At 67.6% G+C, this 11,976-nt stretch carries 12 protein-coding genes and 1 pseudogene; 9 read left to right on the forward strand and 4 right to left on the reverse strand.

The genetic code is table 11. The features are described from left to right. Nucleotides 1-119: 119 nt before the first annotated feature. A pseudogene (locus tag Acor_RS45725) lies at nucleotides 120-434 on the reverse strand (winged helix-turn-helix transcriptional regulator); the annotation flags it as partial. A gap of 84 nt (nucleotides 435-518) precedes the next feature. On the opposite strand from Acor_RS45725, the gene Acor_RS35135 reads away from it, so the two are divergent. After that, entirely contained in the window at nucleotides 519-656 is a 138-nt protein-coding gene (locus Acor_RS35135) for a hypothetical protein (RefSeq protein ID WP_218034674.1), read from the forward strand. Here the strand turns inward: Acor_RS35135 and Acor_RS35140 are convergent. Both Acor_RS35140 and Acor_RS35145 read right to left on the reverse strand, forming a co-directional pair. Continuing rightward, nucleotides 653-1,315: a hypothetical protein gene (locus Acor_RS35140; RefSeq protein ID WP_155341086.1), complete on the reverse strand. Its 663-nt coding sequence runs from the start codon at nucleotides 1,313-1,315 to the stop codon at nucleotides 653-655. The genes Acor_RS35135 and Acor_RS35140 overlap by 4 nt on opposite strands. Further along, on the reverse strand, nucleotides 1,312-2,049 hold the full coding sequence (locus Acor_RS35145) for an ATP-binding cassette domain-containing protein (protein ID WP_155341087.1): 738 nt from the start codon (nucleotides 2,047-2,049) through the stop codon (nucleotides 1,312-1,314). The genes Acor_RS35140 and Acor_RS35145 overlap by 4 nt, the downstream gene beginning before the upstream one ends. A 71-nt stretch (nucleotides 2,050-2,120) precedes the next feature. Between Acor_RS35145 and Acor_RS35150 the strand changes: the two genes are divergently transcribed. Both Acor_RS35150 and Acor_RS35155 read left to right on the forward strand, forming a co-directional pair. Next, the gene (locus tag Acor_RS35150; RefSeq protein ID WP_155341088.1) at nucleotides 2,121-3,506 is read left to right on the forward strand and encodes a M1 family metallopeptidase; all 1,386 of its coding nucleotides are present in this window, start codon (nucleotides 2,121-2,123) and stop codon (nucleotides 3,504-3,506) included. Nucleotides 3,507-3,584: 78 nt separating this feature from the next. After that, nucleotides 3,585-4,349, forward strand: a complete 765-nt coding sequence (locus tag Acor_RS35155) for a pentapeptide repeat-containing protein (protein ID WP_218034675.1) — start codon at nucleotides 3,585-3,587, stop codon at nucleotides 4,347-4,349. Between the two features lie 11 nt (nucleotides 4,350-4,360). Here the strand turns inward: Acor_RS35155 and Acor_RS35160 are convergent, their stop codons facing one another. Then, nucleotides 4,361-4,846 carry an Lrp/AsnC family transcriptional regulator gene (locus Acor_RS35160; protein ID WP_155341090.1) on the reverse strand — a complete coding sequence of 162 codons (486 nt, stop codon included), beginning with the start codon at nucleotides 4,844-4,846 and terminating at the stop codon, nucleotides 4,361-4,363. A 202-nt stretch (nucleotides 4,847-5,048) separates the two neighbouring features. Between Acor_RS35160 and Acor_RS35165 the strand changes: the two genes are divergently transcribed. The 6 genes from Acor_RS35165 (at nucleotide 5,049) to Acor_RS35190 (ending at nucleotide 11,968) form a co-directional block, all read left to right on the forward strand. Next, nucleotides 5,049-6,476 (forward strand): gamma-aminobutyraldehyde dehydrogenase, encoded by a 1,428-nt coding sequence (locus Acor_RS35165; protein ID WP_155341091.1) that lies wholly within the window; start codon nucleotides 5,049-5,051, stop codon nucleotides 6,474-6,476. Between the two features lie 11 nt (nucleotides 6,477-6,487). After that, a complete protein-coding gene (locus Acor_RS35170; RefSeq protein ID WP_155341092.1) occupies nucleotides 6,488-7,579 on the forward strand; it encodes an ABC transporter ATP-binding protein in 1,092 nt (363 codons plus the stop codon). 30 nt (nucleotides 7,580-7,609) lie between these two features. After that, entirely contained in the window at nucleotides 7,610-8,809 is a 1,200-nt protein-coding gene (locus Acor_RS35175) for a polyamine ABC transporter substrate-binding protein (protein ID WP_155341093.1), read from the forward strand. Nucleotide 8,810: 1 nt separating this feature from the next. After that, nucleotides 8,811-9,662: an ABC transporter permease gene (locus tag Acor_RS35180; RefSeq protein WP_155341094.1), complete on the forward strand. Its 852-nt coding sequence runs from the start codon at nucleotides 8,811-8,813 to the stop codon at nucleotides 9,660-9,662. Then, complete coding sequence (locus Acor_RS35185) at nucleotides 9,659-10,447, forward strand: ABC transporter permease (protein WP_155341095.1); 789 nt, start codon at nucleotides 9,659-9,661, stop codon at nucleotides 10,445-10,447. Before Acor_RS35180 ends, Acor_RS35185 begins: the two co-directional genes overlap by 4 nt. Nucleotides 10,448-10,570: 123 nt before the next feature. Beyond that, nucleotides 10,571-11,968 carry an NAD(P)/FAD-dependent oxidoreductase gene (locus Acor_RS35190; protein WP_155341096.1) on the forward strand — a complete coding sequence of 466 codons (1,398 nt, stop codon included), beginning with the start codon at nucleotides 10,571-10,573 and terminating at the stop codon, nucleotides 11,966-11,968. Nucleotides 11,969-11,976: the final 8 nt, after the last annotated feature.

Genomic DNA, 11,976 nt, shown 5'->3' on the forward strand with positions numbered 1-11,976 from the left:
GCGGGCTGGCCGAGATGGATGGTCCGCAGTTCGGCCATGTACTCATCCCACAGCTCCGGCCCGCCGTCGGCGAGCAGTTCCGCGCGCGCCCGCAGCCGCGGCGTGGTCGGGCGGTGGCGCATACCCCACGCGCCAAGGTGCGCGAAGATCGGCACCAACTGAATCGCCGACTCGGTCAGGCTGTAGGCGGCCCGCCGCCCCGGCCCCGCGTCCTCGCGGGTCAGCAGGCTGGCCTTCACCAGCCGCTTCAGCCGGTCGGCCAGGATGTTGGAGGCGATCCTCTCTTCGGAGCCGGTCAGCAGCTCCCGGAAGTAGCGCCGGTTCCCGAACATCACGTCCCGCAGCACGAGCAGGCTCCAGCTGTCACCGAACGCCTCGACCGCGGCATTGATCGCACAACCCGAGCGCGCTGATTCCACCAACTCGTACCTCATCTCCGATCTGGTTGCAAGCTACCACCGGGTGCCCTGACGTGACCCTACCGATTGCAAATCGCAATCGGCCGTCAGCTACTCGAAATGGGCCTGATCGGCCTGAACATCGCCCCGCTCCTGCCCGGCGACGGCATCCGGCTGTACGACAACCCAGCCGATCCGCCTCAACCGGGTCGGCGACGGCACCCCACCTGGACGGTGAACGCCCCCATCCCGACCTAAGGCCGGGTACGGCGCAGCCCCGCATACCCGAACAACCCCACCCCAACCCAGATCGCCGCCGACACCACGATGACCGGCAACCGCGCCGCCAGCTCCCCGTGATTGGCCGCGTGCATCCAGCTCATCGCCGGAAACGCCGCCCACACCGACGAAGACCCCGCCATCAATATGGCGACATATCCACCAATGAGGACCACGATCGAGATCGCCGGGGACGGCATAATCGGCCGACTGGTCAACGCCCCGATCACCGTTCCCGCCAGCACCGCCAGCCCGTGCAACCCGACCCCCGTCACCAGCGTGCCCCCCGGCGGAACCACCGCGAACCCCGCCACCAACGGCCAGACCACCGCGACCAGCGCCAGGATCGCGTTGCACACCAGCGCCGCCAGCAGCCCACTCGCGATCTCCGCCCGCCCGACCGCCGTCAGCGCGATCATGCGCTGCTCGTCCGGCTCGGTGTCCAGCAGCCCCCGGGCCGCCCACGCGAACACCGGGATCAGGATCGCGGCCGAATCCGCGTACGAGGTCAGCTCGTCCCCCTCCGGCACCGCCGTCGCGTACAGCAAACTGATCACGACGAGCAGGAGCAGCAAGGGCTGGAACGCCCGATGCGAGCGGCCGTACCCCGCGATCCGGAAGCCGGTCAGGGCGATCATTCGGCGACCTCCACGCTCTCGTCCTGGCTCAGCAGCGGTTCGTGGCCTTCGGCGCGCAACTGCGCGGCCAGCAGCCCGGCCCGGGACAGCGGCAGCCGGACCGAGAGGTTGAGCATGGGTTCGGCCGATTCGGTGGCCACCGGCCGGACATGGGAGTCGCGGACTTCGTAACGGGTGACGTTCAACAGCGAACGGAGGTCGCCCTGGTGGTCGCTGGCGACCACGATTCCCCCGCGAGCCGCGACCATCTCCACCGTCAGTGCGACCTCGGCCCGGGTGGATCCGTCCAGGCCGGCGAAGGGCTCGTCCAGGATGAGCAGGTCCGGCCGGCAGAACAGGGCCTGGGCGAGCCCGACCTTGTGCGCGCTCCCCTTGGACAGATCGGGTAACCACTGCCCGAGCAGATGATCCATCCGTAACCGGGACGTCCACTCCTCGATGGCCGCCTCGTCCACCCGCCGGACCGCCGCCATGTGCCGCAGGTAGCCCGCGACCGTGAACGGCTGCGCCGAGGGGAACCGCTCAGGGGCGTACCCGACGACGGCAGGCCGTCCGGTGACCGTGCCGCGCGTCGGCTGCAGCAGGCCCGCGATGACCCTGAGCAGGGTGGACTTGCCGGAGCCGTTGGGTCCGACGACCTCGATCACGCTCCCCGGCGCCAGGTCCAGGTTCACGTCGGCGAGCACCCAGGGCTCTTTGCGCCGATACCTGAGGTGGAGGTCGGATACGCGCATATTTCTGAAGGATATGCGGAAACGCGCGTCTGACTGGAGGTGTCTCGCTCTAGATCCCAATAATGGGGCGCATGTCTCGCAGACGAACCCCTCTCGCGGCGCTCGCCGTCGCCTGCCTCACCTTGGTCGTCCCCGCCACCGCCCATGCCGACACCTACTCGCCGGGCTCGGCCGGTCTGGGAGATCCGTATTTCCCGCACGCGGGCAACGGCGGCTACGACGTCGAGCACTACGACCTCAAACTGCGCTTCAACCCCAAGACCGACGTGCTCTCGGGGACCGCGACGATCACGGCCACCGCGACCAAGAACCTGTCCCGCTTCAACCTCGACTTCTCCGGCCTGACCGTGCGCAAGGTCGAGGTGAACGGCAAGAAGGCCACGTTCCGGCGGAAGGGCCAGGAACTCACCGTCACCCCCGCCGCCGGCCCGGCCGACGAGGCGAAGTTCACCGTCTCGGTCCAGTACGACGGCAAGCCGAAGCCGGTCAACGACCCCGAACTCGGCGTCACCGGCTGGATCCACACCAAGGACGGCGCGACCGCCCTCGGCGAGCCGGACGGCGCCAGGACCTGGTTCCCCGTCAACGACAACCCGAAGGACAAGGCCACCTTCGCCTACACGGTCTCGGTCCCGGTCGGCCTGACCGTGCTGGCCAACGGCGAGCCGCGCAACACCGGCATCGTCCGGGTGCGCAACGGCTGGTCCTCGGTCAAGTGGGAGATGCGCGAGCCGATGGCCCCCTATCTGGCCATGGTCGCGATCGGCAAGTTCAAGGTCACCCAGGGCACGGCCGCCGGGGTGCCCAACATCACCGCGTACGACCCGGTGCTGGCGAAGACCTCCAAGTATCTGCACAGGACCACCGCCAAGGCCACCGAGTGGGGCGTCAAGCACTTCGGCCCCTACCCGTTCTCCTCGACCGGCGGCATCGCCGACAAGGTCGACGTCGGATACGCGCTGGAGACCCAGGGCCGCCCGGTCTACGACGGCGACGTCTCCGACGACCTGCTGATCGTGCACGAGCTCGCCCACCAGTGGTTCGGCAACAGCGTCGGCCCGCAGACCTGGCGCGACATCTGGCTCAACGAGGGCTTCGCCACCTACGCCGAATGGCTGTACGAGGAGACCCACAACGGCCCGACCGCGAAGCAGACCTTCGCCAAGCTGTACAAGAGCAAGGGCGAGTTCTGGCAGCTCAAGACCGGCAACCCCGGCCGGAACGGGATGTTCGACTGGGAGGCCGTCTACCAGCGCGGCGCGATGACGCTGCAGGCGCTCCGCCAGAAGATCGGCGACGAGACGTTCTTCGAGCTGCTGCCCGCCTGGACGGAGAAGCACCGCCACGGCACGGCGAACACCCGGGACTTCATCGACCTCGCCGAGGAGATGTCCGGCCTGGACCTGGACCCGCTGTTCAACGCCTGGCTGTACAAGGCGGCCAAGCCGAAGCTCTAACCTGGGTGGATCGATCGGTTGGGGGGCGTTTTGCCGGAGCTGCGAGCAGACTGCACGCGGTGTTTCGCGCTGTGCTGCGTGGCTCCGGCATTCGCGGCCTCGGCCGACTTCGCCCTGGACAAACCGGCCGGGCGGCCGTGCGTCAACTTGAAGCAGGACTTCCGCTGTGGCGTGCACACGGAACTGCGGGAGCGCGGTTTCCCGGGCTGTACGGTCTTCGACTGTTTCGGCGCGGGCCAGCAGGTCGCCCAGGTCACCTACGGCGGCCGGGACTGGCGGCGGACGCCGGGAGTCGCGGCCGAGATGTTCGACGTGTTCGCGGTCATGCGCCAGCTGCACGAACTGCTCTGGTATCTCGCCGAAGCTCGGACACTGCCGGCGGCTCGGCCGATCCGCGCCGAGCTCGACCGCGCCTACGCCGCGACGGAACGCCACACCCGTGCGGATCCGGAGGCGCTGCTCAAGCTGGACTTCGGCGCGGTCCGGCAGGAGGCCAACGTGCTGCTGCTGCGCGCGAGCGAACTCGCCCGCGCGGGATACAAGAAGAAGGCCGACCGCCGTGGCGCGGATCTGATCGCGGCTGATCTTCGCCAGGTGGACCTGCGCGGGGCGAGCCTGCGTGGCGCCTACCTGATCGGGGCTGATCTGCGCCGGGCGGACCTGCGCGGCGCGGACGTCATCGGCGCCGATCTGCGCGGCGCGAACCTCGCCGGCGCGGACCTGACCGGAGCCGTCTTCCTGATCCAGTCCCAACTCGACGCGGCCAACGGCGACGGCTCAACAAAATTCGCCGCGTCCTTCCACCGCCCCGCCCACTGGCCGGACGTGTCGCGACCGACCTGATCAGCCTGGTGTCAGCGGGTGCCCCAGGAATAGGTCTGCTTGTGAAGCTTGAGGTAGACGAACGTCTCGGTGGCGCGGACCGCCGGGATCGCGCGGATTTTGCCAAGAATCTCCAGAAGATGGCGATCACCTTCGCAGACCACTTCCACCATGATGTCGACCGATCCCGCGGTGAGCACCACGTAGTCGACCTCCTCGATGGAGGAGAGCTCGTCGGCGACCAGCTCCAGGTCGCCCTCGCACTTGATGCCGATCATCGCCTGGCGCGGGAAACCCAGCGTGAGCGGGTCCGTGACCGCGACGATCTGCATGACCCCGGAGTCAAGAAGCCTCTGCACCCGCTGCCGTACGGCGGCCTCGGAGAGCCCGACGGCCTTGCCGATCGCCGCGTACGGCTTGCGCCCGTCGGTCTGCAGCTGCTCGACGATCTGCTTGGAGATATCGTCCAGGATGACCGGTCCATTCCTGGTCGTACGTACCTTTGGAGGTGTGGTCATCCCCGTGACGTCCCCTTCGTCTAAGCCGTACCCGACCCATGTTTCTGACATGTTGCCGTCTTGGAGCGACATGTTGTCAGTTTCGCCGCTCATGTCAAGCGATTCCGTAGCAGTTTGATATCTTCGCCACGAAATCCCTTGTCGCTGTCTGATATGTCTGTCAGAGTCGCGACAACCTTAGCCGCCTCATAGGAGGTCAACGGTGACCACCCGACTGCAGAACTTCATTGACGGGAAGTTCGTCGACGCCCGGAGCGGACGCTTCTCCGATGTGATCGATCCCAGCACCGGTGAGGTCTACGCGCAGGCGCCGATCTCCGGCCAGGAGGATGTGGACGCCGCCTTCGCCGCCGCGGCCTCGGCCTTTGACACGTGGGGTCAGACCACGCCCGGAGAGCGGGCCAGCCTGCTTCTGAAGATAGCCGACGCGATCGACGCGCGGGCGGACGAGATCAACGAGGCCGAGTGCCGGAACACCGGCAAGCCGGCCGCGCGGATGGCCGAGGACGAGACGCCGGTCGCCGCCGATCACTTCCGGTTCTTCGCGGGCGCGGCGCGCACGCTGGAGGGGCCGACGGCGGGCGAGTTCCTGACCGACCACACCAGCGTGATCCGGCACGAGCCGATCGGCGTGATCGGGCAGGTCACCCCGTGGAACTACCCGATGATGATGGCCGTGTGGAAGATCGCCCCGGCGCTGGCGGCCGGGAACACCGTGGTGCTCAAGCCGTCCGACACCACGCCGGTCTCCACCGTCAAGCTGGCCGAGATCATCGGCGACGTGCTGCCGGCCGGCGTCTTCAACGTGGTCACCGGCGACCGGGAGACCGGCTCGCTGGTGGTCAGTCACCCGCTCGCCTCGATGGTGGCCATCACCGGCTCGGTCGGGGCCGGCATGTCGGTGGCCAAGACCGCCGCCGACGACCTCAAGCGGGTCCACCTGGAGCTGGGCGGCAAGGCCCCGGTGGTGGTGTTCGACGACATCAAGGACATCAAGGCGGCGGCTGAGGCGATCGCGGGCGCGGGCCTCTACAACGCCGGCCAGGACTGCACCGCGGCCTGCCGGGTGCTGGTGCACGAGAGCATCCACGACGAGTTCGCCGCCGCCCTCACCGAGGCCGCCGCCGCGACCGTCACCGGCGCCGGCGAGGACGCCTTCTACGGGCCGCTCAACAACCCGGCCCAGCTGGAGCGGGTGGCCGGGTTCCTGTCCCGGGTGCCGGACCACGCCACGATCACGACCGGCGGCAGCCAGGTCGGCGACAAGGGCTACTTCTTCGCCCCCACCGTGGTGGACGGCCTGCGGCAGGACGACGAGATGGTGCAGGACGAGGTCTTCGGGCCGGTCATCACCATCCAGACCTTCACCGACGAGGCGGACGCACTGGCCAAGGCCAACGGGGTCAGGTACGGCCTGTCCGGTTCGGTGTGGACGTCCGACCACGGCCGGGCGATGCGCATGTCCAAGCGTCTCGACTTCGGCGTGGTGTGGGTCAACACCCACATCCCGTTCGTCTCCGAGATGCCGCACGGCGGCTTCAAGCACTCGGGCTACGGCAAGGACCTTTCGGTCTTCGGCCTGCACGACTACACAAGGGTGAAGCACGTGATGCACTACATCGGCGAATAGCGAGAGGTGATATGACCGAGGCCATACCCGCCATCGAGCTTGACGGTGTCGTCAAGGAATACCTCTCGCATGGTGAGACCGTACAGGCCGTGAAGGGTGTCAGCCTGGCCATCGGGGAGGGGGAGTTCTTCTCCCTCCTCGGGCCCTCCGGATGCGGCAAGACCACCACGATGCGCATGATCGCGGGCTTCGAGGAGCCCACGAAGGGCGTTATCAAACTCCTCGGCCAGGACGTCACCGACGTGCCTCCGAACAAGCGGGACATCAACATGGTGTTCCAGTCGTACGCGCTGTTCCCGCACATGAACGTGTGGGAGAACGTCGCGTTCGGCCTGCGCCGCCGCAAGGTGGCCGAGAGCGAGATCAAGCGGCGGGTGGGCGAGATCCTGGAGATCGTCGACCTGACCGGGCGGGAGAAGCGCCGCCCCCGGGAGATGTCCGGCGGCCAGCAGCAGCGGGTCGCGCTGGCCAGGGCGCTGGTCAACCGGCCGCGCGCGCTGCTGCTCGACGAGCCGCTCGGCGCGCTGGACCTCAAGCTCCGCCAGCACATGCAGATCGAGCTGAAGCGGATCCAGCGCGAGGTGGGCATCACGTTCGTCTACGTGACCCACGACCAGAGCGAGGCGCTCACCATGAGCGACCGCATCGCCGTGATGAACGACGGCCTGGTGGAGCAGCTGGCCGGCCCCCGGGAGATCTACGAGCGCCCGGCGTCCAAGTTCGTGGCCGGGTTCATCGGCACCTCGAACCTGCTCAGCGGAACGGTCGACACGATCAACGGTTCCAGCGCCGTGGTGAAGCTGGGCACGGACGACCGCATCCTGGTCGCGAGCCCGGCGGCCGCAGGGGAGACGGTCGACCTGACCGTCCGGCCGGAGAAGATCACGATCTCGACCGAGCAGCCGGAAGGCGAGCTCAGCGTGGTACGGGGCACCGTCAACGAGGTCGTATACCTGGGTACTTACAACAGCTACGCGGTCGGCCTCGCCGACGGTGCGGAGATCATGGTCTTCCAGCAGAACGCCAACGACAGCAGTGTCACGGCTGAACGCGGCGACACGGTCTGGCTGTCCTGGCAGCCGCAGCACTCCTATGCGCTCTAGCACCACGCTCTCACCCCTCCGGAGCTCTTCATGAACAACCCCCTCCTGCGCGGTCTGACGCAGTCGAGATACTCCCGCCGGGACGCCATCAGGGTCGCCGGGTTCTCCGCCGCCGGACTCGCCCTCGCCGCCTGCGGCGTGTCGGGCCAGAAGGCCGCGGCCCCCAAGCCCAGCGAGGTCGCCGACTTCTGGTCCACCCAGAAGAAGAACGGCCAGGTCGTCTTCGCCAACTGGCCCGAGTACATGCCCGAGGACCAGGGCCCGCTGAAGAAGTTCCAGGCGGCCACCGGCATCTCGTACGAGTACAAGGAAGTCATCCAGGAGAACGCCGACTTCTTCGGCAAGTCCGAGCCGCAGCTGCGGGCCGGGCAGCCGCTCGGCTACGACATCGTGGTGATGACCAACGGCCTGCAGCTGGCCAAGATGATCCAGCTGGGCTACCTGGTCGCGCTGGACCACAAGCAGCTGCCGAACTTCAACGCCAACGCCGGCCCCAAGTACAAGAACCCGTCGTTCGACCCGAACAACCAGTTCACCATCCCCTGGCAGGCGGGCGTCACCGGCATCGCGTACAACACCAAGTACGTCGATGAGGACATCACCAGCATCCAGTCCATGTTCGACAAGAAGTACGAGGGCAAGGTCGGCATGATGGCCGACGCCCAGGAGATCGCCAACTTCGGCCTGTTCGCGGTCGGCGTGGACCCCGACAAGTCCACCCAGGCCGACTGGGAGAAGGCCGGCGCCAAGCTCAAGGAGCAGCGCGACAGCGGCGTCGTCCGCAAGTACTACGACCAGTCCTACATCGACGCGGTGGCCAAGGGCGACATCTGGCTGGCCCAGGCCTGGTCCGGCGACGTGTTCCAGCGCCAGCTGGCCGGCGAGCCGGTCAAGTTCGTGGTGCCCTCCGAGGGCGGCACGATCTGGATCGACAACATGGCCATCCCGAAGGGCGCCGCCAACCCGGTGGACGCGCTGATGCTGATGGACTACATGTACCTGCCGGAGATCGCGGCCGAGCTCACCGAGTACATCCAGTACGTCACGCCCGTCCCCGGCGTGCAGCCGATCCTGGCCGCCAAGGACGACAAGGACGCGAAGGCGCTGGCGGAGAGCTCGCTGATCTTCCCGACCGACGCCGACTACGCGAAGCTGCGCAGCTACAAGACGCTCACCGCAGCCGAGGAGACGGTCTTCAACGGCATCTTCCAGACGATCACGCAGGGCTGACATGGGACGCAGGGCGCCCTACTGGCTGGCGCTGCCGGGCTGGATCTGGCTGGGTATCTTCCTGGTGGTGCCGATCGCGGCGATGGCCTCGGTCTCGCTCACCACCGGGAACCTGATCGATGGTTTCGCGCAGACGCTGAGCGTCTCCAACTACTCCGACGCGATCGCGAAGTACAGCACCCAGCTGGTTCGCTCGCTGGTGTACGGCGGCGTGGCCACACTGCTGATGCTGCTGCTCGGCTATCCGGTGGCGTACTGGATCGCCTTCAAGGGCGGCAGCCGCAAGTCGATGTACCTGTTCCTGCTGCTGCTGCCGTTCTTCGTGTCGTTCGTGCTGCGGACGATCTCGTGGGGCTTCCTGCTGGCCGACGACGGCATCCTGTTCGGCACGCTGAAGGGCTGGGGCCTGCTCCCGGCCGACTTCCACGTGCTGGCCACCACGGTGGCGGTGATCGGCGGCCTGGTCTACAACTTCCTGCCGTTCATGATCCTGCCGATCTACGTGGCGCTGGAGCGGGTCGACCCGCGGGTGGTCGAGGCCGCCTACGACCTGTACGCCTCCCGGCTGGACGCGTTCCGCCGGGTGGTCCTGCCGCTGTCGCTGCCCGGCGTCTTCGCCGGGGTGCTGATGACCTTCGTGCCGGCCACCGCCGACCCGGTCAACGCGGCCGTGCTGGGCGGGACAGGCAACACGATGATCGGCAACATCATCCAGACCGAGTACCTGGTGAACAGCAACTACCCGACGGCTTCGGCGCTGTCGTTCACGCTGATGGCGGTGCTGCTGATCGGCATCTTCATCTACGCGCGCACCCTGGGCACCGACAACGTGCTGGAGGCGGCGGCCCGATGAGAATCCGGACGGGCGACCGCCTGCTGCACTGGTACACCTGGCTGATCATCGGCTGGCTGTCGCTGCCCATCGCCGTCATGATCGTGTTCGGCTTCAACGACAAGAAGAGCAAGTCGAACACCTCCTGGCAGGGCTTCACGCTCAAGTGGTACCAGCAGCTGTTCGAGATCCAGGGCCTGACCCAGGCGTTGATCAACTCGATCATCATCGCGGTGGTCAGCACGATCCTGGCCACCACGCTGGGCACGCTGCTTGGCCTGGCCGTGGGCCGCTACCGGTTCCGCGGCAAGGGCCTGACCAACTTCCTGATCTTCGCGGCCATCTCCACGCCAGAACTGGTGATGGGCGCCTCGCTGCTGTCGCTGTTCGTGTCGGCGAACGCGCCGCGCGGGCACATCACGATCATCATCGCGCACACGCTGTTCTCGCTGGCGTTCGTGGTGGTGACCGTACGGGCCCGGGTGGTGGTGCTCGATCCCTCCCTTGAGGAGGCGGCGCGCGATCTCGGGGCCGGGACCTGGGAGACGTTCCGGCTGGTCACGCTGCCGTCGATCATGCCGGGCGTGGCGGCGGGCGCGATGCTGGCGTTCGCCCTGTCGATCGACGACTACGTGGTGACCAGCTTCGTTAACGGCTCGGATCTGACCTTCCCGCTGTGGATCATCGGGTCGGTCAAGGTCGGCATCCCGGCGCAGGTCAACGTGATGGGCACGCTCATCTTCGCGCTGGGCGCGCTGGTGGCCGTGGCCAACTCGGTGGCGGCCCGGCGGCGGGCCGCCCGCTAGCACGTCAGAAGCCCCCTTCCCGGCCGGGAGGGGGGCTTTCGGCTATCGCATGAGAGAGGTGAGACCGTAACAAACCGGGGGGAACCCGTATAAATCGCTATTTATGTAAGGGAAGTGGAATGTATGGATCCGCTGAAGGCTCTCGCGGACGCGGAGCGCAAGCCGTACTGGCTTGACGAGGATCCTTTCGAACCGGAGCCGCTGCCGCGGATCTTCGGTCATACCAATGCCGATCTGGCCATCGTGGGCGGCGGCTTCTCCGGGCTCTGGACCGCGTTGCTGGCCAAGGAGCGTGACCCCGGGCGGGACGTGGTGCTGCTCGAAGGGCAGCGGGTGGGCTGGGCGGCCACCGGGCGCAACGGCGGGTTCTGCCACGCCAGCCTGACTCACGGGCTGGCCAACGGGCTGGAGCGCTGGCCGTACGAGATCGCCGACCTGCACCGGCTCGGGGTGGAGAACTTCAACGCGATCGAGGAGACCATCGCCAGGTACGGCATCGACTGCTCCTTCGAGCGCACCGGCGAGCTCAACGTGGCCACCGAGGAGTGGCAGCTGGACGGGATGCACGAGGTGCACACCATCGGCCGCGAGCTCGGCGCCGACATCGAGTACCTGGACCGCGACCAGGTCAGGGCCGAGGTGAACTCGCCCACCTACATCGCGGGGGTGTGGGAGCGCGGCGACTGCGCCATGATCGACCCGGCCCGGCTGGCCTGGGGCCTGCGCCAGGCCTGCCTGTCGCTCGGCGTGCGCATCTACGAGCACTCCCCGATCAAGCACATCGTCAAGGACGGCGCCGCGCTCCGGCTGACCGCGCCCTACGGGACGGTCCGGGCCAACCGGGTCGCGCTCGGCACCGGCGCGTTCTCCCCGCTGCTGCGCCGCCTGCGCCACTACCTGGCCCCCGTGTACGACTACGCGCTGATGACAGAACCCCTCACCGAGGACCAGCTCGACGCGATCGGCTGGAAGAACCGGCAGGGCATGGGCGACTCGGCCAACCAGTTCCACTACTACCGGCTGACCGACGAGAACAGCATCCTGTGGGGCGGCTACGACGCGATCTACTACAACGGCGGCCGGGTCAAGGTCGGCTACAACCAGCGCGACGCCACCTTCCTGACCCTGGCCGAGCACTTCTACGAGACGTTCCCGCAGCTGGAGGATGTCCGCTTCTCCCACAAGTGGGGTGGCCTGATCGACACCTGCAGCCGCTTCAGCGCCTTCTACGGCACCGGGTACGGCTCCCGCCTGGCCTACGCCGTCGGCTACACCGGCCTCGGCGTGGCCGCCACCCGGTTCGGCGCCAACGTCATGCTGGACCTGCTGGACGGCCTGGACACAGAAAGGACCCGGCTGCGGATGGTCCGGCAGAAGCCGGTCCCGTTCCCGCCGGAGCCGGTGCGCTCCGGCGTCATCCAGCTGACCCGCTGGTCACTGGCCCGCGCCGACGCCAACGGCGGGAACCGCAACCTGTGGCTCAGAACACTGGACCGGTTCGGGCTCGGTTTCGATTCCTAGACTGCCGG

The sequence above is a fragment of the Acrocarpospora corrugata genome (genome assembly GCF_009687845.1).
Classification (GTDB): domain Bacteria; phylum Actinomycetota; class Actinomycetes; order Streptosporangiales; family Streptosporangiaceae; genus Acrocarpospora; species Acrocarpospora corrugata.

Bases quoted from the DNA above. Each gene is read 5' to 3' on its own strand.
- Acor_RS35150 (WP_155341088.1), top strand. From the start codon at position 2,121: ATGTCTCGCAGACGAACCCCTCTCGCGGCGCTCGCCGTCGCCTGCCTC.
- Acor_RS35160 (WP_155341090.1), bottom strand. From the start codon at position 4,846: ATGACCACACCTCCAAAGGTACGTACGACCAGGAATGGACCGGTCATC.
- Acor_RS35135 (WP_218034674.1), top strand. From the start codon at position 519: ATGGGCCTGATCGGCCTGAACATCGCCCCGCTCCTGCCCGGCGACGGC.
- Acor_RS35140 (WP_155341086.1), bottom strand. From the start codon at position 1,315: ATGATCGCCCTGACCGGCTTCCGGATCGCGGGGTACGGCCGCTCGCAT.
- Acor_RS35180 (WP_155341094.1), top strand. From the start codon at position 8,811: ATGGGACGCAGGGCGCCCTACTGGCTGGCGCTGCCGGGCTGGATCTGG.
- Acor_RS35190 (WP_155341096.1), top strand. From the start codon at position 10,571: ATGGATCCGCTGAAGGCTCTCGCGGACGCGGAGCGCAAGCCGTACTGG.
- Acor_RS35175 (WP_155341093.1), top strand. From the start codon at position 7,610: ATGAACAACCCCCTCCTGCGCGGTCTGACGCAGTCGAGATACTCCCGC.
- Acor_RS35185 (WP_155341095.1), top strand. From the start codon at position 9,659: ATGAGAATCCGGACGGGCGACCGCCTGCTGCACTGGTACACCTGGCTG.
- Acor_RS35145 (WP_155341087.1), bottom strand. From the start codon at position 2,049: ATGCGCGTATCCGACCTCCACCTCAGGTATCGGCGCAAAGAGCCCTGG.
- Acor_RS35170 (WP_155341092.1), top strand. From the start codon at position 6,488: ATGACCGAGGCCATACCCGCCATCGAGCTTGACGGTGTCGTCAAGGAA.